Genomic DNA, 21,065 nt, shown 5'->3' on the forward strand with positions numbered 1-21,065 from the left:
CCGAGATGAATACATGAGATCCAACCGAGTCCCCGACGAACTCCGTTTCGAGTGCCTACAACGTAACGGTTGAAACCGACAACTACCCAGACAGATTTTTCTCTGCCCAAGAAAATATGGGCATCGGTGTTTCGCCTAATTACCGGTGCGCCGGCCGTCGTGCCCGATCTCGATTCGGCGCACATCCTCACCCTTCACGAGCATCGTCACCATCGCCGCACGGCCCGGCGGCAACACACGCACGGTCACCGACCCCTCACTCACCGAATCGAGCGCGTCCACCACCTCCCGGTAGACGGCGCGCCGGACCTCGGGAGAAGCCGAGTCCATGGCGTGGTCGTCGAGCATGACGATCTCGACGCCGCGCCGGCGGGCCGCAGCGGCGGCCCGGTCGACCTCGGGTACCTGGAGTACGGGCGCACGCAGACCGTCGCGCAGTCGTGCCTCGACGAGTCCGCACTCGATCCGTTCGTTCTCGTCGAGGGGTTCGCCCGAGACGATCCGCTCGAGCAACGGACGCGCCGACGCGTCGAGGCTTCCGAGGCGGACGTCACGTTCCTCGAGAGCCGCGGCGGCCGCGGACTCCGCCGCGATCCGCTGCATCGACCGGGCGCGCAGCAGGTAGATCGACCGCGCGAGCGGGCGGATCGTGTAGGCGCAGACGGTGCCCATGAGCACCGGTCCCGCACTCGTGATCGTCAGGCCGAGCCCGTAGCCCATCCCGGGGCCCGTGAGATGCGACCACAGCGCGGCGACGACGAGCATGAGGAGCATCCCGTACCAGGCGTACGCCGTGCGTCCCCGCACGCACATGAACACGAGGATCGTCGTGGACATCCCGAACGGCCACAGCTCGATGGGGTGCGGTGCCGGATCGGCGGGCACCACCCACAGCACCGACGCCGACGCGATCGCACCCGAGAACGTCATCACCAGTGCGGGTCGCACCGGTAGTGGGTCCCCCTCGACTGCGACGAGCGCGTAGGCGGCGGCCACACACACGATCACGGCGATCGCGAGGGGCCAGCGGACCTCCGCATGGGGCGCGGTGTTCAGGGCGAGCACCACGCAGGTCACCGCGTACAGGACGGCGAAGGCCCGCGCGGGCCTGCTGTGCATCCGCAGCAGATCGGAGACGGTCGAGTTCGCAGTGTTCATGCGGCCGGATCCCGCCAGTACAACAACACCCGGGTCCCGGCCCCCGGCGCGGACTGCACGACCGCCCGGCCCCCGGACAGTCGGCGCATACGTCCTCGGATGCTCACTTCCAGACCGAGCCGGTGCGGGTCGACGGCCTCGGGTTCGAAGCCTCTGCCGTCGTCCACGACCTGCACGGAGATCCATCTCGGTGCCACGTCGACCTCGACCGTGCGGGACGCGTCCTTTCCGGCATGCCGCACGCTGTTGCGTACCGCCTCGGCGAGGGCAGCGGCGGTCGCGCGCGCGGGTTCAGGTGGGAACGCAACGTCGCCGGATCCCGGGGCGACACGGCCGGTGAAGACGACGTCCTCGTCGGCCTCGGTCGCCGCCGATCGGAGCCGCGCCACGACCGCGGCGGCGTCGAGCGCCGACTCCCGATCGGTGCCGCGCCGCAACTCGTCGAGTTCGGCGACCGCTCGTTCGGCCTGCTCGACGAGCGACTCCCGGGGTGCGTTGCGTGACACCGCCAGCAGGGTGGACATCACGCGGTCGTGGACCAGGGCATCGAACCGTGCGCGCTCGGCGTTCCGTGCCTCCGCTGCGGCCGCGGCGGCCGCCGTGGCCTGGGTGGCAGCGATGGTTTCGTCGAGGGTGCGGCCGGTGCCGAGTCCAACCACCGCGGCCGCGAGGAAGACCGTGCAGAAGACGAACGCGAACGCCAGGTCGGGTGCCAGGAAGTATCCGAAGGGGGCGTCGCGGACGAGGTGATTCGCGCACTGCGCGAGCAGAACCACGAGGATCATGTGGACGAACGCCCGCCGGGGTCTCCACGCGACCGCCGCCGCGAGCGACGCGAGGCCGGGAAAGGCGGTGAACCACAACGACTGGTCCTGCGGGATCTGCGTCCCGTTCCACGCCACGAACCACAATGCAACCATCACGACGTAGGCGAGCGCATTGACGGTCGCGGTCCGCTGCATCCACACCGTGCCGCGGAACGAGGCGAAGCCGAGCGCGACCCCGGATCCGAACATGAGGACGGCCGCAGTGGGAGTCCACCACCACGCGACGAGTGCCGACACTTCGAGGATCTCCGGCACGAGCAACGCGAAGTAGCAGAGATATCCGATCGCGACGAATCGCGCGAACATCCGGAGAAGTCGGTCGGCAGCCGCCGTGCTGCGATCGTGCGACTTCTCCCCGGTGTCCCCGGCCGGCTCGTCAGCGACGGCGGACATCCGACCGTTCGGGCATCGGCAGCCACCCGTCCTCGACGGCACGTTTGTACAGATCCGTCTTCGTGGGTGCGGGACGACCTGCCTCCGCGTACTTCTGGCGGATCCGCTGCAGGTAGTCGTTGACGGTCTGCGGAGCGAGGCCCGTCAGCCGGGCGACCCGGTCGAGCTTCTCCCCCGACGCATACAGTTCGAGCACTTCGAGCTGCCGCGGACTCAGGCCGACATCGTCGAGTTCGGGATCACCGTCGATCGCCGCGGCCCACTCGGTGCTGGCGACCTGCCCTCCGGCGGCGGCCACGCGGATCGCCTCGATCACCACGGCCGCGGGCTCGGATTTCCGCACCACCCCGAGCACACCGGCGCGGGCGGCCGAACGCAGCAGATACGGGTTCTCGGCGCCGGTGAAGATCAGGGTCTCGAGGCCCGCCGCGCGCAGCTGCTCGACGTTGCTCTTCGGAGAGGATCCGTCGGACAGGCGCAGGTCGAGAACGGCGAGGTCGAGGTCGGTGACCTGCTCGAGCAGACCCGAGACGGTGGTGGCGGTACCTGCGAGCTCGAGATCGGGTTGATCGGCGAGCATCGCTGCGAACCCGAGCGCGACCGACTCGTGATCCTCGACCAAACCGATCCGACGGACGACGCCACGCGAGCCCTCGGCCATTGATGCCTCCCCTAATGCCCGATCACCCGACTTCGAACGAACGTTAGCAGTCAGCGCCTGTTTCCTCTTCTCGCACCACACTCGACGCGTCCACATCGTCGCGCAGACCACGCCAGCTCGCGTGCCGCACCCGGTCTCCTTCCGTCCATCCCCCGAACCGCACCTCCCCCACGAGTTCGGGCCGCAACCACACCGCATCGCGGCGTTCGGCGGCCGGCACCTCGTTCGCGAACGGGTTCGTGCGGCTCGTGCGCCCTTTCACAGCCTTCGCCACCGACAGGAGCGTCTCGTCGTCGAAACCGGTGCCGACCTTGCCGACGTACACGAACTCACCGTCGTCGTCGTAGACGCCGAGCAGCAGGGACCCGAAGGTCGAGGCACGGTTGCCGTTGCCACGGCGGTATCCGCCGAGCACGACGGTCTGGGTGAGCCAGTTCTTCGACTTGATCCATCCGGCGCCGCGCTTGCCCGGCAGATACACGGAGTCCCGGCGCTTGGCGACCACGCCCTCCCAGTTCTTCGCGCGGCTGCGCGCGAGAGCCTTCGAGGCGTCACCCGGGAGCAGATCCGGGACGATCAGTCCGTCCGTGGCAGCGGCGAGCGCCTCGAGGACGCGTCGGCGATCGTCGTAGGTCTTGCGCAGCAGCGACACCCCGTCGAGATACAGCACGTCGAACACGCGGTACTCGTAGTTCACGCCCCGCTGCAGCATCGAGAAGCTCGTCACCCCGGAGCGGTCGACGGCGACGATCTCCCCGTCGAGCACCGCCCGGTGACCGTCGAGGATCGTCGCGAGTTCGACGAGCTTCCGGTAGTCGCCGGTGACATCGCGACCGGATCGGCTGCGGAGCCTGACGGTGCCGTCCTCGATCTCCGCGATGGCGCGGTATCCGTCCCATTTGCCTTCGAACGCCCAGTCTTCGGCGTCGAGACCCGAGACGTCACCGGGGGTCGCGAGCATGGGCGCGAGATCGCGCGGGAAGGCCTTGGACCCCGACGATCCGACGAGGGAGGCCGGATCGGCATCGGACGACTCGGTGCTCGGCGACGACTGGTCCTTCATGCGGTGCGCCAGCCACTGGTTCTTCTCGGTGCGGATCAGCGCGTACCGTCCCTCGATCCGGTCGCCGTGGAACCGCACGATCACCTCGTCGTCCCGCCACTTCTCGGTCTCGTAGGTGCCGGTGTCCCACACGGTCATGCTGCCGGCGCCGTATTCGCCCTTCGGGATCGTCCCGTGGAAGGTCAGGTACTCGATCGGGTGGTCCTCGGTCCGTACCGCGAGATTGTTGCGCCCCGAGGTGTCCGGCAGGTTCTTCGGTACGGCCCACGACGCCAGCACACCGTCGCGTTCGAGCCGCAGGTCGTAGTGCAGGCGACGCGCGTGGTGCTCCTGGATGACGAACCTGTTGCCGGGGCCGTCCTCGGGGACGCGGTCGGGTACCGGTTCCGGGGTGCGCGACGCGTCGCGCTTGCCGCGGTAGGTGTCCAGGGCGTCTCCCGACCCGGCCTTACCGCTGGACCCGGCCTTATCTCCGGAATCTCCGGATCCGGCCTTGCCGAGGGGCGGGTCGAGACCGGCGAGCAGGTCCCCGAACTCGTCGATGCGGGCGAGGACCTCCCGGAACTGCAGTTGCGCGAGGTCGGGGTCGTCGAGTTCGTCCCAGCTGCGCGGCGCCGCCACCCACGGCTCGTCGCGACCGCGCAGCGAGTACGGCGCGACCGTCGTCTTGGAACTGTTGTTCTGGCTCCAATCGACGAAGACCTTGCTCTCGCGCGCCGACTTCGCCATCGTCGCGGTCACCAGATCGGGAAGGGTGGTCTCGAGATTGCGCGCGACCTGCTTCGCGACCTTCGACGCCCCCGACGACGACAACATCCGATCCAGCGGGACATACAGGTGGATACCCTTGCTGCCGCTGGTGACCGGATAGGCCGTCCACCCGAGTTCGGCGACCGTGTCGCGCACGTGGCGGGCGACCTCCGCGCACTCGGCCAGGCCCACGCCGGGGCCCGGGTCGAGGTCGAAGACGATGCGGGTCGCAGGCCCGGCCTTCTCTCCGTCGAAACGCCACTGGTGCACGTGGAGTTCGAGGGCGGCCTGTTGCCCGAGCCAGACGAGCCCGGCGGCGGAATCGAACAGCGGGTAGATGACCCGGCGGTCCTTGTGGTGCAGGGTGCGACGGTCGATCCAGGCCGGTGCGTGGTCGGGGAGGTTCTTCTCGAAGAAGGACTGTTCGCCGACACCGTTCGGCCACCGGTTGCGGGTCGCGGCCCGGCCGACGATGTGGGGAAGCATCGCCTCGGCGACGGCTTCGTAGTACTCGACGACCTCACCCTTCGTCGTCCCGGTGCTCGGATACAACACCTTGTCGAGGTTGGTCAGGGTGATGCGGTGACCGTCGATCGTCCGGGTCGGCATACTCCGGATTCTGCCAATCCGAACGCGTTCCGGTGCGGTGTCGCACGGAGCAGTCGGGACGGTACGTCCGCGAACGCCGATGTGCGGAAGCGGGTAGCGTCGTGGTATCGGTGATGCACGAGGGTGCGTTCGGGCGGGAGGTGGGATATGACGGAGTCGCATGATCCGACTCCCGATGCATGGACCGCGGTGTTCGCCCGCATGGCCGGAGTGTTGCTGTCCGAACAGACCGTGACCACCGTGCTGGAACTGATCACCTCGCTGGCGAAGGACACACTGCCCGACACGGACGGCTCGGGAATCACTCTCGTCGACGACGCGAACAACCGGTCCACCTCCGCCGCGACCGGACAGATGGTCGAACGTCTCGACGCGCTGCAGTACGAGCTCGGCGACGGTCCCTGCCTGGCGGCGATTCGGGACGGCGTGCCGGTGCGAGTGGACGACCTCGACGAGGACGAGCGCTGGGCGGAATGGTCCAGGCGGGCGGCCGAGCTGGGAATGTCGTCGTCGCTGAGTGTTCCCCTGCAGTACGCGGGCGAGATGATGGGCGCACTGAAGGTTTATTCGACACGCCCCCGTGTCTATACAGCAGACAGTGAGGACATCCTCGGCCGCTTCGCCGAGCAGGCCGCGATCCTGTTGGCGAACATGCACACTCTGACCGAAGCCGAAGCACTCAACGAGCGGTTGCTTCGGGCCCTGCGCGACCGGGACCTGATCGCTACTGCCAAAGGAATCGTGATGCTGCGCGAGAACATCGATGCCGATCGTGCCGTGCAGCGACTGCTCGAATTGTCTACACAGCGGCGCATCGCCGTACGGGAGGTGGCAGCGGAGATAGTCGCGTCGACCTACAACGAAACGGTTTGAGGTCGCTATGCACTATCTCCCCGACGGCGAACACCGTCACAGATTCCTCGCTGCGCTCCGTGCTGCGGGCCTGGATGTGGAGGAACTGTGGCTCCGCTATTTCGCCCTCGGGGGCGAAGTGGGAAAGGTCGAGATCGAAGCGTATCTGAACGGACTGTTGCCGCTCCCCCGCCTGCAGCACGACCTGATCGCCCACGCGATCAACGAACGTCTCGACGAGATCGCCCCACCACGTGCACCGTACTCGGCCGAACTCCCCGCGTCTCTCCTCGAAGGGAACGGTGTACACGGGAAGGACGATCCCGAAAACTTCGATTCTCACGCCTCGGAGGGAAACGGCTTTCCCGGCACGAACGAGGCGAATACGGATGTCTTGGGAAACGATGTCGACGAGGAGCCCGGGAGATCCCCGGACGCGGGGACGGATTCCGACACATAATGTGCCGACAGCGCCGAAACCCCGCCGCCCGAGCAGGGGGAATGGGCGACAGGGTCCGGCATCGCCTGGGTGGCCTACCTCTGATCCACCCGGCGGCGGTGACCGTCCGTGCAGGGGGATGACAGGCGATCACCGATGTTCCGAGCATACGCCGAAATGTCATCACCAGGGCCGAATGTAGGCACTCGGAGTACTGCCGACGGGGCAGGTCGACAGATCCGACCCCCTGCGTCGGAAGTCTCGCGCCCCGCCGGCAGTGTCGACAGCGAACACATCGTTCGCTTCCGGCGCAGTCTATTCGTTTTCTGCAGAATCGGCAGTAGTTCGATCGGACCACAGCGCGTCCGACCGGGTCACGCGGGGGGATCTGCCATAGACGGACCGGTACTGCGTCGCGAATCGTCCGGGCGAGGAGAAGCCCCACCGCGCAGCGATCGACGCGACCGTCTCGTCGTTCGGGTCGGCGGCCTGCAGATCCCGGTGGGCTCGCGCGAGCCGTACGGACCGCAGGTATCGCATGGGCGTGGTGCGGTAGTGACGCACGAAGTCGTACTGCAGGGCGCGACCCCCGATTCCGGCGGCAGCCGCGATGTCCTCCAGTCTGATCGGACGAGCTGCTTCGGACTCGATGAACGCAACGGCCTTCCGCAACGCGGGGGGCGTCGATGCGAGCTCCAGGGCCTCCCGGATCGCGGGTGGTTCACCCGCCCGATCAGACGTGAGCACGTCCCCTGCCAACTGCAGCATCGGCACGGCGGCGCGACGGGAGGCCTGGAACAGCGTCTCCTTCGCCTGCTCGGCATCGAGTCCGTACCGCTCCATCAGCACGCCCGTGGCCCGCTCGATCGCGGCCCGCGAGGCCCACACCTGCTCCTCGGTCGGAGCCGCGGTAGGAAGGTGGGTCCCCTCCGCCCACTCGTTCGTCCGCGTGTCCATCATCCGATCACACCATCCGAACGTCCTGTATGTCAGCACACCTGCACGTTGACCGCATGTCGCCCGAAGATCCCGTAACCGATCTCGAACCGGACCCGTTGGCCCCCGGTCAGGAAGCGGTAGCCGCTCCCGTCGATCTGCGAGTAGTGCACCAGGATCTCCGTACCGTCGTCGTCACGGATGAACCCGTGACCCAGACCGGCGTCGAACCACAGCACAACACCATGTTCCATTGTCGCTCCCCTGCCACCGTTCGCGTTGTCCCGACGGAGCAGCGACGCGGAAGCGTATCCCCTGCGCTCCCGAGAGCCCCTCTGCACCTGTCATTGAAACGTGCTCGGCGAGTCCGGGGAAGTGCCCGCGCCGAATCGGTGACATTCGTACGATTTCTACCGATTTCCAAGCGCATCAATGTAGTTCGTTCGATGTACAGACACCGACGAACACGGGGGCGTATCCGGGTTGCACGTACCCCCAGGATACATACAGCACGCACGGTTGCGGGCGAAGATCGTACGGACACATGACATTCGGATGACGTCGGATCAGACGGCCGGTGCTCCGTCGGCCCGATCCACTGCCTGTGCCCGTTCGGCGACGGAGATCGCGCAGGCCGCGCCGACGAGAGTGAGGTGACTGAATGCCTGGGGGAAATTGCCGACCTGCCTACCCGCCGACACGTCGTACTCCTCGGCGAGCAGTCCGAGGTCGTTGGTGAGCCCGAGCAACCGCTCGAACAACACGCGGGCCTCGTCGACCCGGCCGTTGAGCGCCAATGCACTCACCAGCCAGAACGAGCAGGCCAGGAACTGCCCTTCGTCCCCGGGGAGCCCGTCGTCGGTATCCGTCGTGGAATACCGGGACACGAAGCCGTCGCGACCGAGTTCGTTCCGGATCGCGTCGATGGTGGAGGTGACCCGGTCGTCGGTCGGGGGCAGGAAGCCGACGAGCGGGATGAGCAGCACGCTGGCGTCGAGTTCCGCGGAGCCGTAGTACTGCGTGAACGTGCCGCGAACCGGGTCGTATCCACGCTCGCAGATCTCGTGGTGAATCTCGTCGCGGGTCCGCCTCCACCGCTCGAGAGGTGCGTCGAGCCCGAATCCCTCGGCGAGCCGGACCGCGCGGTCGAAGACGACCCAGGCCATGACCTTGGACTGCGTGAAATGGCGCCGGGGGCCACGTGTTTCCCAGATTCCTTCGTCGGGTTCCTGCCAGATTCCTTCGACGTATTCGATCACGGCCTGCCAGCGGGGCCACATGTGCGGCTCGATCCTGCCGAGCGCTTCGGCTCCCTTGTACGCCACGCTGAGGACCTCGCCGTACACGTCGAGCTGGAACTGTTCCGCCGCGGCGTTACCGACCCGGACGGGTGCCGACCCTTCGTAACCGGGCAGATGACCCACCTCGAACTCGGTCAGTCGACGCTCTCCCCTGATCCCGTACATGATCTGCACATCGGCCGGATCGCCTGTTCCCGCCCGGAGCAGGAAGTCGCGAAAAGCCAGGGCCTCGCCGGCGTATCCCCCGGCGAGCAGCGCTTCGAGCGCCAACACCGAGTCGCGCAACCAGCAGTAGCGGTAGTCCCAATTGCGTACCCCGCCGAGCGCTTCGGGTAGGGAGGTGGTCGGGGCCGCCACGATCGCACCGGTCGTCTCGTCGGTCATCCCTTTGAGCACGATCAGAGATCGGATCACCTCGTCGCGATACGCCCCTTTGTAGGTGCACCGGCCGGTCCAGTCGCGCCACCACTCCACGGTGCGCGCGAGCGCGGATTCGGCATCCTCGACAACGGGGGCCGGTTCGAAGGATGCGTACCGGTCCAGAGCGAATCGGTATCGGCCGCTCTCCACGGCGACGAACTCGGATTCGACGGTCCCGGCACGGATCTCCAACGGCACCGTCGTGCACAGGTGGAAGGCGTCCGGGCCGGCTGTCGCGACAGCACCGTCGGCCACCGCCTCGACCCACGGTGTGACCGCCGCATAATCGGGGCGTATCGCCAAGTGCATTCGCATCGGCACACGGCCCCGCAGCCCCTCGACGATACGGATCAGCCGAGGTGGACCCGATCCCCGACGAGGCATGAAGTCGATCAGACGGACGGCGCCCTCTGTGGTTTCGAAGTCGGTCTCGAGCACCAGGGTGTCGTCGACATAGCGACGGGTGACCGCCACGGGTTCCGCCGCAGGCGCGACGAGCCAGCGTCCGTGTTCCGGGCCGCCGAGAAGGGCCGCGAAACACGATCCGGAGTCGAACGAGGGCATACACAGCCAGTCGATCGAGCCGTTCCGGCCGACGAGCGCGGAGGTCTGCAGGTCACCGATGAAGCCGTAGTCCTCGAGAAGCATGACGTTACCTCCGCGAGAAGAGGAGTCGAGTTCTTCGATCTTCCTCCGGTCTCGGATATCAGGTCAAGGTCACGGTTTCGACTCGTCGGCGCCACTGTGCACCCCCGCGGTGGATCATGACGTGCAGAGTTTCGGCGACGTCCTCCGCGACGGGAAGTACGAGATGACCGAAAATCCGGCGGCGGCACCACCCGCTCCCCTGCGGCGAATGTTGCTCCCACTCGCCCTCGCCCAGTTCATCTGCAGCTTCGCAGGTTCGAACATGAACGTGATGATCAACGACATCAGCATCGATCTGGATACCACGGTGCAGGGTGTTCAGACCGCGATCACCGTGTTTCTTCTGGTCATGGCAGCTTTCATGATTCCGGGTGGGAAACTGACGGACCGGTGGGGTCGCAAGCGGTGTTTCGTCGCCGGACTCGTCCTGTACGGCGTGGGGGCACTTCTCAGCGCGGCAGCACCGGGTCTGGGAATCTTGATCCTGGGCAACTCGATCTTCGAGGGAATCGGCACCGCACTGCTCATCCCGCCCGTGTACATCCTCACGACGATGCTCTTCACCGACATGAAGTCCCGGGCACGGGCCTTCGGCGTGATCACCGGCATGGGTGGGATCGGCGCCGCGGCGGGGCCGCTGATCGGTGGATTGATCACCACCGCGATCGACTGGCGGGCCGCCTTCGTCTTCCAGGCACTGATCGTCGCCGCCATCGTCGTTCTGAGCCGAGGGCTCGAGGATCCCCTGCCCCCGGATCCGACCACACCCTTCGACGGGATCGGTGCCGTCCTGTCCGCCGCAGGTCTCGTCTGTATCGTCATGGGGATTCTCCAGGCGGACAACGCACTCTCGGTGTCCGCTACCCTCATCGGCATCGGAATCCTGCTCGTCGTCGGGTTCTTCCTACACGTACGGCGGTTCGAACGAGCCGGCAGAGTGCCACTACTGTCGACCGACCTGTTCCGTAACCGCACATCGAATCTCGCGCTCGTCACCCAGAACATCCAGTGGCTGCTGCTGATGGGCGTCGCATTCGTCGTCTCGGCATTCCTCCAGGTGGTCCGCGGCTACAACGCGATCGAGACGGGCATCATCTTCACCGCCGCCACCGCCGGCATTCTCGGTTCCTCGTTGCTGGCGGAACGATTGGCCGCCAGGCATTCACAGCGTGCCCTCATCATGAGCGGCTTCGTCGTCACCCTCGGCGGCATCGTGATTCTGCTCCTGCTGGTCCGTGCATGGACCAGCGCATGGGCGTTCGCCCCGGGCCTGTTGCTCATCGGCGTCGGACTGGGTGCGATGCTCACTCCGTCCGTGAACGTCGTGCAGTCGGCGTTCCCGGAGGAACAGCAGGGTGAGATCTCCGGCCTGTCGCGGTGTGTGTCCAATCTGGGTTCGTCCCTGGGCACCGCAGTGGCAGGCACCGTCCTCGTCGTCGGCCTGGCCACGCCGGACCGTTCGTATGCGGCCGCGATGATCGTGCTGGCATGCATCGGGCTCGTCGGACTCGTCGCGTCCGCACTCCTTCCCGCGACCTCGAGTGCCATGCCTTCCGCCTCCGGAGCACAGTGACGACCGTGTCGCGAGGAGAGGGCCGGAAACATACGGAATACGGTCTCTCTCAATACATTCAATGCATCACCGGTACGAGCTCAGGTCGACGGCGGCCGGCGGGTCGACCAGTTCTCCGGCTCGACCTCCCCGACGTCGACGTCGTGCCCGAAGATCTGACGGGCCAGCAAACGAGCGCGGTCCTGCACCTCCGTCGGGGTGAGGTCGTCCGCCAGTACCAGCGACAGCCTCGCCACGCAGTCGGTCGGCTCGTCGATCCGGTGTACCGTGCACCTCCAGTCGCCCATGAAGCTCGTTCCTCGACCCGTCGCCGCCGCGTGGGAGCGGTCGTGTCCGCTCGACGCAGAGGCCGGACTCAGGCTCAGGAGGCGAGAATTCGCGCCTTCTCCCTCTCGAACTCGGCCTCGGTGAGCACACCCTGGGCCTTCAATTCGGCGAGGTCCTTCAGCGCGGTGATGCGGTCCGCTCCACCCGGAGGCGGCGCGGGCATGGGTTCGGGTTCGGGTGTGTACTGCGCGGGGCGCCCGTAGACGGCCTGGCCCTGCGATGCCCATCGTTCTCCCTGCCGACGGGAGACGCGGTTGGAGACTGCCGTCGCCGTCCCGGCTACGACTGCGGTGCGAGCCACCCCGCGGAGTAATCCCGGCATGTCGATCTCCTCCTGTATTTCGTTCGCTCGACTCACATTTCGACGTCGAGCTTCTCCAGCGACGCCAGGATGCTCTGGACCGGGATACGCCCGGACGCGACGAGTTCGGCGCCGTTGCGACGCAGTGCCCGCGCCAGCGGAGCAGCCCAGGTGTTCTCGTAGACGAGCACGGCCGCCGAGCAGCCGGGTTCGAGCGCAGCCCCCGCTTCGTCGAAATCGGTGTCGCCGAGCAGGCCCGACGACGCCTCCGCGAACAACGTCACGTCGACTTCTCCTTCGAGCCCGACCTCGGAGATGTCGATCCCGGCGACCGAACCGTCGGTGTCCTTGCGGACGAACGCGAGATCGAGCACCCGGATGATGCCTCGCTCGACGAGGTCGAGCAGCAGCGGTAGAGCAGAACCGTTCGGTGGTCGGTCGGCAGGGAATTCGATGACGAGATAGTCGACCGGGCCCATCTCGTCGATATCCGAATCGGTCACCTGAAACCTCTTTTCGATGAAAGATCGTTGGCGGAAGCCGGGAGTGGACTTCCGTCGGTGTCGTCGACAACAGATCCCCTCCTGTCGAGTATGACCACTCGAAGTCCACTTCTGAAGGGAATAGGATCCAAATTCCAGCCGGAGTTGACGGCAACGGCGCATAATGGGTCCGGCCCCGAAAGGGGGCGATGCAGGGATGACCACAAACATCGGCACGGGCGGTGAAGGTCCCCGACCCGACCGGCTGGACGACGACGAGCGCGCCGAACTCGATCGGTTGCGTGCGGAAGTCGCCACGCTTCGCGAACGAGCCACTGTCGGGGTGGAGCCCGTTCCCGAGCCGCGGCCCGCGAGGCACGGCTGGCGCTGGGCTGCCGTTGCACTGCTCGCCGTGCTGGTCGCGGTCCTGGCCGTCCTCTCGGTCACCGCACGGTTCGTGCGCAGCGAGATCCTCGACACCGACCGGTACGTGACCACCGTCGCCCCGCTGGGCTCGAACCCCGCCATCCAGACGCAGATCGCGAATTCCGTCACCGACGAGATCTTCACACGCGTCGACGTCGAAGGTCTGACGACCGACGCTCTGGTCGCTCTCACCGACGCCGTTCCGGCCACGGAGAACGCGCCGCGCGTCGACCGCGCCGTCGAGGGACTGGCACCGGTGATCACCGGACAGGCGCGGAACTTCGTCAACGAGACGGTGTTGTCACTGGTGCAGAGCGAGCAGTTCGAGGATTTGTGGATCCAGGCCCACCGCGCCGCCCACAACGCATTGGTCGCGGTGGTGACCGGCAACGTCGGGCCGTCGTCGGTGACGGTCGACGATTCGGGCACGGTGAGCATTTCGCTCGGCACGGTGATCGACAACGTGAAGGGCCGTCTCCTCGACCGCGGTTTCACGTTCGCGGAGAAGATCCCGAGTGTCGACAAGCAGTTGGTCCTGTTCCGATCACCGGAACTGGTCCGGGCGCAGCGGGCGGTGAACACTCTCGACAACGTTTCGGATGTGCTGCCCTGGATCACTCTCGCCGCTGCTGCCGGCGCAGTCGCCCTCGCGCCACCGGGCCGTCGCCTACGCGCACTCGCTTTCGTGGGCCTCGCCCTGGTGGTGGGAATGTTCGTTCTGGCGGTCGCGCTCATCATCGCTCGATCGTTGTATCTCGACGATGTCCCGCCCGACGTCCTGTCGCCGGATGCGGCGGCCGCCATCATCGATGCCGTGCTGATGCCGCTGCGGACCAGCCTTCGGGCGGTCGCGGTGCTCGGACTGGTGATCGCTCTCGGTGCCTACCTCACCGGTGGCTCGTCCTCCGCCCGGACTGTTCGGCGTGGGTTCGGCCGCAGCCTCGATGCCGTCCAGCGGCTACGTCGGCCCCGCCCGCCGAATGCGTTCGAAGAAGCGGCCTTCCGTGCCCGCGTCGCGATCCGGGCGGTCGTCATCGGAGTGGCTGCACTGCTCGTGATGTTCTGGCGCTACCCGACCGGTCTGGTGGTCGCGTTCATCGTGCTGGGTGCTGTTCTGGTACTGCTCGCCCTCGAGCTGGTGATCAGGCCGGCCCGCACCGTGGAGGACCGACCGGCGACCGAGGATCAACCGACGACCTGATCGTTGCCGCGACCGGTCCTGCCGATGAAGGCGTCGACAGCGTCCTCGAGGGTCGGATGGAACCGGCTCGGGTCGAATCTGTCGCCCACCCCGAATCTGATGAGCCGGTCCTTGATCGGCCCCTTCATCTCGGCGAACACAAGGCGGATGCCGTTTCCTTCCAGATAGGCGTCGAGGTCGACGAGTTCGTCGACGGCGGTCGTGTCGAGTCCCGTGATCGGTTCGGCCGCGATGACCACCCATTCGACAGGCGCTTCGGTTCGGGCCACCACCGACCGCACGTACAGATCGAAGATCTCCCCGTTGGCGAAGAACAGCGGGGCGTCGAACCGGACGATCACCAGACCCGGGATGCGACTGCCCTCGGGATGACGCTCGACGTCGTGGAATCCCGGACGATCGGCGGTCCGCACGAGCTCGGTGCGGTACGGCTGCCAGGCGCGCGCGACCACCGAGACGAAGGACAGACCGATCGCGACGACGATGCCCTGCAGCACGCCCACCAGAGCGACCCCGAGGAAGGCCGCGGCGGCCAGCCCGAACTCGACCGTGCTCATCTGCCACATCCGGACCATTCCCCGGACATCGACCAGGGCGGTGGCGGCGACGATCACCACGGCGCCGAGCGTCGCATCGGGTAGATAGGTGGTCAACCCCGGAGCGACGAGAACGAAGACGAGAACTGCCACCGCTCCCACGACACACGCGAATTGGGTTCGCGCGCCGCTCTGCTCGGCGACCGGCGTCCGAGATCCGCTTGCGGAGATCGGGAACCCTCCGAACAGTCCCCCGGCGATGTTCGCGACGCCCACCGCTTTCATCTCCGTGCTCCCGTTCACGTTCTCACCCCGTCGCGCGGCGAAGGTGCGGGAGAGCACTCCGGTGTCGGCGAAGGCGATCAGCGCGATGCCGGCTGCCGGTCCGACGAGCCGGGCCACGTCCGACCACTCGACACCGCCGAACGACGGGAGCGGAAGTCCGTCGGGTAGCGCACCGACCATCCCTATGTCGTCGGTGAGATCGAGTGCGGCGGAGGCGATGATGGCTGCGACGACCGCGACCAGGACTCCCGGGATCCGTGGCAACCACAAGCGGAAGCCCACGATGACCGCGAGGGAGGCGAGCCCGATAGCCGCTGCGACGGGGTCGATCCCACCGTTCACGACGGTCTCTGCGATCTCCCGGATCTCTCCGAGGAGACCGGGCGCGTCGACCGAGAAGCCCAGCAGTTTCGGAAGCTGTCCGACGACGACGACGAGGGCGATGGCGTTCAGGTAACCCAGCCGGATCGGTTTGGACAGCAGTTCGGTGACGAAGCCGAGGCGCAGGAAACCTCCGACGAGCAGGATCACGCCGACGAGTACGCCGAGTACCCCGGCGAAGACCAGCGCGCTCTCCGGATCGTCCGCAACGGCGAGCGGAAGGACGGCCGCAGCGATGAGCGGTGCGAGCGAGGAATCCGGGCCCAGGACGAGGATCTTCGAGGGGCCGACCACCGCATAGGCCAGGAGCGGAACGATGGTCGCGTAGAGCCCGGCATAGGCGGGCAATCCAGCCGCCTCGGCATAGCCCATCCCGGCCGGGATGAGCAGTGCGGTGAGCACGAGGCCGGCGGTGATGTCGGGTCGCACCCACTCGCGACGGTAGGCACGAGCCGTGGCGATTCCGGGAAGCGCCCCCGGCCCCTCGATCCGCGGCATGACCCCGCCTCAGTGGGCCCGCGCAGGAGCAACCGCCGCAGGCGCGGGAATCGACAGGTCCGGCGAGCGTCGGCGACGTCGAATCGCCTTCTCCGCTTCCACCACGACCGGAATGATCACCGACCAGCCGATACAGACCAGCCATTGAGCACCCGTCAGCGACGTCGTCATGAGGAGGTCCTGAAGGAATCCCAACTCCACGGCGAACACCGTGACCACCACCGGAATCGACAAGATCCGGACGGCGCCCACGATCGGCGCGGAGAATCCGGATTCCGGATCGCGTCGCATGGACAACCCTGCGAGAACGGATCCGAACGACAACACGACGAACGCGGTCGTCATCGCCACGGTCGGCTCCGTCGTGCTCATCCCACCGGGAGCGAGGAGCATCGCCGCGAGTGCGACGGCGAACTGGAGGGTTCCGTAGACCGACCACTGCACGAAGGCTGCCCTGTTGGCGATCGGTGTGTTCGGGTCGCGAGGCGGTTTGCTCATCAGATCCGGCGAGGGCGGGTCGAGCATGATGACGGCCACCGGGAACAACGTGATGAAGAAGTGCTGGAACAGCACCATCAACGGGGTCAGGGCGACGCCGTCGTTGATGTCGAAGATGCTCGCGACGAGGAAGAGCAGGACGAGCGACAACAGCTTCGACATCTGGTACCGGATGTAGGACACGATCTTCTCGTAGATGTTGCGTCCCAGACGGATCGCAGTGACCAGTGTCCCGAAGTTGTCGTCGGTCAGCACGATTCTTCCGGCCTGCTTCGTGACTTCGCTGCCCGACCCCATCGCAACTCCGATGTCGGCCTTCTTCAGAGCTGCGGCGTCGTTGACGGCGTCCCCGGTCATCGCGACGACCGCACCGCCCTTCTGCATGAGATCGACGAGTCGGAGTTTGTCCTGGGGAGTGACCCGACCGAACACGTGCAGGTTCGGAAGTTCTTCCGCCAGAGCCTCGTCGGGCATCGCACGAAGGTCGGGTCCGCTGACGACGCCCGGTCCGAGACCGAGCTCGGCGCCGATCGCGGAGGCGGTGATCGCATGATCGCCGGTGATCATGCGGACATCGATACCTGCCGCGTGCGCGGTGCGCACCGCCTCGATCGCTTCGGGCCGAAGCGGATCGATGATGCCGACCATCCCGACGAAGGTGAGATCCTCCACGAACGACATCGGGTCGGCCCGCACCGCTTCCTCCTGCCCGTCGACGACACGGGCCGCGAATGCCAGGACCCGCAGTCCCTTCTCGGACAGGGTTCGGTTCGCCGCGACGATCTCGTCACGAGCCTCGTCGAGTGGCGCCGCTCGTCGTCCCGGACGGAAGGCGCTGCCGCACTGTGCCAGAACCACGTCCGGGGCGCCTTTGACGAGCTCGACGAATCGTAGGGCACCGTCGACCGGCAGGTGATGGAACGTCGCCATGAACTTGTACGCCGAGTCGAACGGCACTTCGGCGACGCGGGGATACGACCGGCGGGTGAGCGGAGCGTCGATGCCGAGTTTGGCGGCAAGCACGACCAGAGCTGCCTCGGTGGGATCTCCGACGACCACTCCGCTGTCGGAGACCGTGGCATCGCTGTCGAGACACAATCCGTATGCGAGAAGGGTGAAGTCGGGCAGCTCGTCGCCGGCGGCACGCGTGATCCGCCCGGTCTTGCTGTATCCCTCACCGCCCACGGTGTACCACCGGGTGTGAAAATACAACGAGCGCACGGTCATCTGGTTCATCGTGAGCGTACCGGTCTTGTCCGAGTTGACCGCGTTCGTGGCACCGAGGGTCTCGACATCGGAAAGGTTCTTGACGACGGCCTTCGCTTCGGCGAGTTGCCGGGCACCGAAAGCGAGCATCGCCTGCACGAAGGTCGGCAGGCCGGTCGGGATCGCCGACACCCCCATGGCGATGCCCAGCAACAGCACCGTGGTCAGATCCTGCCCACGAATCACGCCGATGATCACGATGACGGCAACCGCGGTCCAGGCGATGACCCCGAGCAACCTGGTCAGCGAATCGAGTTCGCGTTGCAACGGCGACTTGCTCGGGGCCACCGCCGACAGCATCGATGCGATCCGGCCCATCTCGGTGTTCATGCCCGTCTCCGTCACCACCATCGTGGCGGCACCGCGAGTGACGGACGTGTTCTGGAACAGCATGTCGGAGCGATCACCCAGGGGGACGTCACCGACAGGAAGGGTCGTGGGATCCTTCGGGACGGGAGCGCTTTCTCCCGTCAGCGCTGCTTCCTGGGTTTCGAGCGTCGCCGACGTGATCAAGCGTCCGTCCGCAGGCACCAGGTCTCCGGCTTCGAGCCGGACGATGTCGCCCGGCACGAGGTCGGTCGCCTCGATCGCGCTCAACGCTCCGTCGCGGATCGTTCGCGCCTGCGGAGTCTGCATTCTCGCGAGGGCATCGACACTCGCACGGGCCTTCAGTTCCTGCCGCGTGCCCAGCACCACGTTGAGGGCGACCAGGACGGCGACGACGAGTGCGGTGGAGATCTCCCCGATCACGATGCTGACCGCCGTCACGGCGATCAACATCAGGTTCATCGGATCCCGTACCTGCCGCAGTGCGATCGTCCACGTGGACGGTGCGGGTTCGGACACGATCGTATTGGGTCCGAAGCGTCGGCGACGTTCGTCCGCCTCTGCCGTCGTGAGACCGGATCGTTCGTCGGAGGACAATGCTGCGATCACGTCGGCGGCGTCTGTGGCATACCAGGACGGTTCTTCCCGATCGGGGACGAAATTCTTCGCTCGGTCCGGTCCGGATCTCGTAGTGGCCATCGCGGTTCGTCCTTCCCTACCGGAAGAGCCTCAGTAGAGCGTGGGTATCCAGTGAAGAGGCTGGGTCGGTGCCGTGTACCCATCGGCGTCCTGCCGCTGCGGCAGAACCAGATCGGGGCGCTCGAGCGGCTCGTAGGGGATCCGGTCGAGCAGATGGGCGATGACGTTGAGCCGACCACGTTTCTTGTCGTCGTTGTCGACGACATACCAGGGAGCCCAACCGGTATCGGTGAAGTGGAACATCTCGTCCCGTGCCCGGGAGTAGTCGTACCAGCGTGTGTACGATTCCAGATCCAGATTCGACAGCTTCCAGGTCTTACGAGGATCGTCGATGCGACTCTGCAAGCGCAGCGTCTGTTGCTCCGGGCTCACTTCCAGCCAGTACTTCAGAAGGATGATGCCGGAGTCCACGATCGCGCGTTCGACCGTCGGGATCATCTGGAGGAAATGCTGTGCCTCCTCCTCCGTGCAGAAGTTCATCACTCGTTCGACGCCGGCGCGGTTGTACCAACTGCGATCGAAGATCACGACCTCGCCTCCGGCCGGCAGGTGGGGTACGTAGCGCTGGATGTACATCTGAGACCGTTCACGCTCCGTGGGTGCGGGCAGCGCGACGACGCGGAAGACCCTGGGACTCACTCGTTCCGTGATCGCCTCGATGACACCACCCTTACCTGCGGTGTCGCGGCCCTCGAACAGGATGCAGATACGAACTCCGGACGATCTCACCCATTCCTGCACGGCGACGAGTTCGGCGTGCAACGGACGGAGCAGGCGACGGTACTCCTTGTTCTTCATGGGTTCGCGGACCGGCGATGCGCCCTGCTGCGGTGGACCGGGGGGACGAAGGGCGCCGGAATCGGAACGCGCGGTGAGCGACTTCTCCGGCGATCTCTTCCGGTGCTTCTCGTGCCCCGTCTTGTGTCCCACGGTTCTCCCTCGGACGTCCACCCATTGTCCGCCTCCGACCCCGCGTTCGTGGGAGAACGATCGGTTCGGGGCGATGGACGCGGTCCGGCCACCACGTACCCCAGATGTTGCCGAATCGTGCCCGGAAGCGGTGCATCCGATGCAGTTTCGAGCCTTGACGGGCCCCGGGGCCGACGTCACGCTTGGCCGATGAGCGGTGACGACGAGTTCCGTCAGATCCAGCAGGTGATCGAACGCCTGATCGTTCGATATCCGCTCGTTCCTCCCGACGACATCGCACGTGCGGTGCACGGCGTCTATCGCCGATTCGCCACGAGCAGGGTCCGAGACTTCGTTCCGCTCCTCGTCGAGAAGGCGGTGAAATGTGAACTCTCCGAACCTACGATTCTCGATTCCGTTCTTCCGCCCGCGATTCCGGAGGTCGGAAGGTAGGACGTGAGCAAGCACGAGCACGACATGCTGCTTGTGAGCGCTGCAGCATACGACCGCGTCGACGATGCCGTGGCCGACTTCGAGCGCCTCGAACGTCTCCACCGTGAGGTGCGTCCGTTCCACGACTTCGACGCGTCCGTCATCGTCAAGGACGAGAACGGGAAGGTCCGCGTCGTCGAGAAGCACGAGCACCACACCCGTCACGGCGCGGCGGTCGGTCTCGGCTGGGGTCTGGCCGCGGGAGTGGTGGCCGCACTCTTCCCGCCGGTGGGCATCGGCCTCGTCGGCACCACGGCCGGCGGAACGGCGCTCGGAGCACTGCTCGGGCATGCCGGCGAACGAATGGACCGCGCAGACGTCGACGAACTCGGCGAGACCCTCGAACAGGGGCAGGCCGGTGTCGTCGCGGTGTACGACGCCGACCTCGCCGACCGGGTTGCCGACGAGATGAGAGGGGCCCGCCGGATTGTCTCCAAGACCACTGGTCTCGCGACTGGGGACCTTCGCGACGTCGAGCAAGATCACTGACCGTATCGACGAACAACATGTTCCGAACAGATTTTTTTCGCTCCGAGCCGGTCACTCACCCCGAACCGGCGTCACCGTGAGCCGGTCGACGGTTCCCACATCCTCCGGCCTGCAGTTCGTTCGGCGTTGACGACCGGGGCGGAACTGTCCCCAACCGTAATCTCTGCGCCACACGCCGGACCGCTCTTCCTTCGTAGAGTGAAAGACCTCGAGTGGGGAGAACGCCATGGCCGCCACAGGACCGACCGACACCTCTCCTGTGCGCGGCGGGGCGGCGGCCACGATCGGCGTCGAAGAGGAATTCGTCCTGGTCGATCC

Annotated in this window: 19 protein-coding genes; 6 read left to right on the forward strand and 13 right to left on the reverse strand. The window is 66.4% G+C overall.

What is annotated here, in order from left to right:
- Positions 1-135: 135 nt before the first annotated feature.
- The 4 genes from ACLBYD_RS25225 to ACLBYD_RS25240 are packed head-to-tail and all read right to left on the reverse strand — an operon-like array spanning position 136 to position 5,461.
- Positions 136-1,158: a hypothetical protein gene (locus ACLBYD_RS25225; protein WP_447818576.1), complete on the reverse strand. Its 1,023-nt coding sequence runs from the start codon at positions 1,156-1,158 to the stop codon at positions 136-138.
- Positions 1,155-2,378 (reverse strand): sensor histidine kinase, encoded by a 1,224-nt coding sequence (locus ACLBYD_RS25230; protein WP_447818577.1) that lies wholly within the window; start codon positions 2,376-2,378, stop codon positions 1,155-1,157. The genes ACLBYD_RS25225 and ACLBYD_RS25230 overlap by 4 nt, the downstream gene beginning before the upstream one ends.
- Positions 2,362-3,039 carry a LuxR C-terminal-related transcriptional regulator gene (locus ACLBYD_RS25235; RefSeq protein WP_447818578.1) on the reverse strand — a complete coding sequence of 226 codons (678 nt, stop codon included), beginning with the start codon at positions 3,037-3,039 and terminating at the stop codon, positions 2,362-2,364. The genes ACLBYD_RS25230 and ACLBYD_RS25235 overlap by 17 nt, the downstream gene beginning before the upstream one ends.
- 43 nt (positions 3,040-3,082) lie before the next feature.
- Positions 3,083-5,461 carry an ATP-dependent DNA ligase gene (locus ACLBYD_RS25240; RefSeq protein ID WP_447818579.1) on the reverse strand — a complete coding sequence of 793 codons (2,379 nt, stop codon included), beginning with the start codon at positions 5,459-5,461 and terminating at the stop codon, positions 3,083-3,085.
- Between the two features lie 147 nt (positions 5,462-5,608).
- Between ACLBYD_RS25240 and ACLBYD_RS25245 the strand changes: the two genes are divergently transcribed.
- Both ACLBYD_RS25245 and ACLBYD_RS25250 read left to right on the forward strand, forming a co-directional pair.
- Complete coding sequence (locus ACLBYD_RS25245; protein ID WP_447818580.1) at positions 5,609-6,334, forward strand: GAF and ANTAR domain-containing protein; 726 nt, start codon at positions 5,609-5,611, stop codon at positions 6,332-6,334.
- Between the two features lie 7 nt (positions 6,335-6,341).
- The gene (locus ACLBYD_RS25250; RefSeq protein ID WP_447818581.1) at positions 6,342-6,773 is read left to right on the forward strand and encodes a hypothetical protein; all 432 of its coding nucleotides are present in this window, start codon (positions 6,342-6,344) and stop codon (positions 6,771-6,773) included.
- A 294-nt stretch (positions 6,774-7,067) separates the two neighbouring features.
- Here the strand turns inward: ACLBYD_RS25250 and ACLBYD_RS25255 are convergent, their stop codons facing one another.
- The 3 genes from ACLBYD_RS25255 to ACLBYD_RS25265 all read right to left on the reverse strand — a co-directional run bounded on the left by ACLBYD_RS25255 (position 7,068) and on the right by ACLBYD_RS25265 (position 10,057).
- Positions 7,068-7,712: a helix-turn-helix domain-containing protein gene (locus ACLBYD_RS25255; RefSeq protein ID WP_447818582.1), complete on the reverse strand. Its 645-nt coding sequence runs from the start codon at positions 7,710-7,712 to the stop codon at positions 7,068-7,070.
- Positions 7,713-7,741: 29 nt separating this feature from the next.
- Complete coding sequence (locus tag ACLBYD_RS25260; protein ID WP_039587481.1) at positions 7,742-7,942, reverse strand: cold-shock protein; 201 nt, start codon at positions 7,940-7,942, stop codon at positions 7,742-7,744.
- A gap of 312 nt (positions 7,943-8,254) precedes the next feature.
- Positions 8,255-10,057, reverse strand: coding sequence for a glycoside hydrolase family 15 protein (locus ACLBYD_RS25265; RefSeq protein ID WP_447818583.1), 1,803 nt, complete (start codon positions 10,055-10,057; stop codon positions 8,255-8,257).
- A 121-nt stretch (positions 10,058-10,178) separates the two neighbouring features.
- Between ACLBYD_RS25265 and ACLBYD_RS25270 the strand changes: the two genes are divergently transcribed.
- Positions 10,179-11,630 carry an MFS transporter gene (locus ACLBYD_RS25270; RefSeq protein WP_447818584.1) on the forward strand — a complete coding sequence of 484 codons (1,452 nt, stop codon included), beginning with the start codon at positions 10,179-10,181 and terminating at the stop codon, positions 11,628-11,630.
- An 80-nt stretch (positions 11,631-11,710) separates the two neighbouring features.
- On the opposite strand, the gene ACLBYD_RS25275 is transcribed toward ACLBYD_RS25270, so the two are convergent.
- The 3 genes from ACLBYD_RS25275 to ACLBYD_RS25285 all read right to left on the reverse strand — a co-directional run bounded on the left by ACLBYD_RS25275 (position 11,711) and on the right by ACLBYD_RS25285 (position 12,761).
- A complete protein-coding gene (locus ACLBYD_RS25275) occupies positions 11,711-11,917 on the reverse strand; it encodes a hypothetical protein (protein WP_447818585.1) in 207 nt (68 codons plus the stop codon).
- Positions 11,918-11,991: 74 nt separating this feature from the next.
- Positions 11,992-12,279 (reverse strand): SHOCT domain-containing protein, encoded by a 288-nt coding sequence (locus ACLBYD_RS25280; protein ID WP_447818586.1) that lies wholly within the window; start codon positions 12,277-12,279, stop codon positions 11,992-11,994.
- A gap of 32 nt (positions 12,280-12,311) precedes the next feature.
- The gene (locus ACLBYD_RS25285) at positions 12,312-12,761 is read right to left on the reverse strand and encodes a DUF6325 family protein (RefSeq protein ID WP_006551605.1); all 450 of its coding nucleotides are present in this window, start codon (positions 12,759-12,761) and stop codon (positions 12,312-12,314) included.
- Between the two features lie 196 nt (positions 12,762-12,957).
- Here ACLBYD_RS25285 and ACLBYD_RS25290 point away from each other — a divergent pair, with 196 nt between their 5' ends.
- On the forward strand, positions 12,958-14,367 hold the full coding sequence (locus ACLBYD_RS25290; RefSeq protein WP_447818587.1) for a hypothetical protein: 1,410 nt from the start codon (positions 12,958-12,960) through the stop codon (positions 14,365-14,367).
- Here ACLBYD_RS25290 and ACLBYD_RS25295 read toward each other — a convergent pair.
- From ACLBYD_RS25295 to ppk2, 3 genes are read right to left on the reverse strand one after another with little or no spacing between them, the layout of a single operon-like run.
- Positions 14,352-16,067 (reverse strand): SulP family inorganic anion transporter, encoded by a 1,716-nt coding sequence (locus tag ACLBYD_RS25295; protein ID WP_120281610.1) that lies wholly within the window; start codon positions 16,065-16,067, stop codon positions 14,352-14,354. The two genes, ACLBYD_RS25290 and ACLBYD_RS25295, sit on opposite strands and share 16 nt — an antisense overlap.
- Positions 16,068-16,076: 9 nt before the next feature.
- Positions 16,077-18,857, reverse strand: a complete 2,781-nt coding sequence (locus tag ACLBYD_RS25300) for a cation-translocating P-type ATPase (RefSeq protein ID WP_447818588.1) — start codon at positions 18,855-18,857, stop codon at positions 16,077-16,079.
- A 30-nt stretch (positions 18,858-18,887) separates the two neighbouring features.
- Positions 18,888-19,787 (reverse strand): polyphosphate kinase 2, encoded by a 900-nt coding sequence (gene ppk2, locus ACLBYD_RS25305; protein ID WP_447818589.1) that lies wholly within the window; start codon positions 19,785-19,787, stop codon positions 18,888-18,890.
- A gap of 189 nt (positions 19,788-19,976) precedes the next feature.
- On the opposite strand from ppk2, the gene ACLBYD_RS25310 reads away from it, so the two are divergent.
- Both ACLBYD_RS25310 and ACLBYD_RS25315 read left to right on the forward strand, forming a co-directional pair.
- A complete protein-coding gene (locus ACLBYD_RS25310; RefSeq protein ID WP_447818590.1) occupies positions 19,977-20,219 on the forward strand; it encodes a three-helix bundle dimerization domain-containing protein in 243 nt (80 codons plus the stop codon).
- A 3-nt stretch (positions 20,220-20,222) separates the two neighbouring features.
- Positions 20,223-20,747, forward strand: coding sequence for a DUF1269 domain-containing protein (locus tag ACLBYD_RS25315; RefSeq protein ID WP_447818591.1), 525 nt, complete (start codon positions 20,223-20,225; stop codon positions 20,745-20,747).
- Positions 20,748-21,065: the final 318 nt, after the last annotated feature.

It is taken from the genome of Rhodococcus sp. C26F, assembly GCF_053345925.1.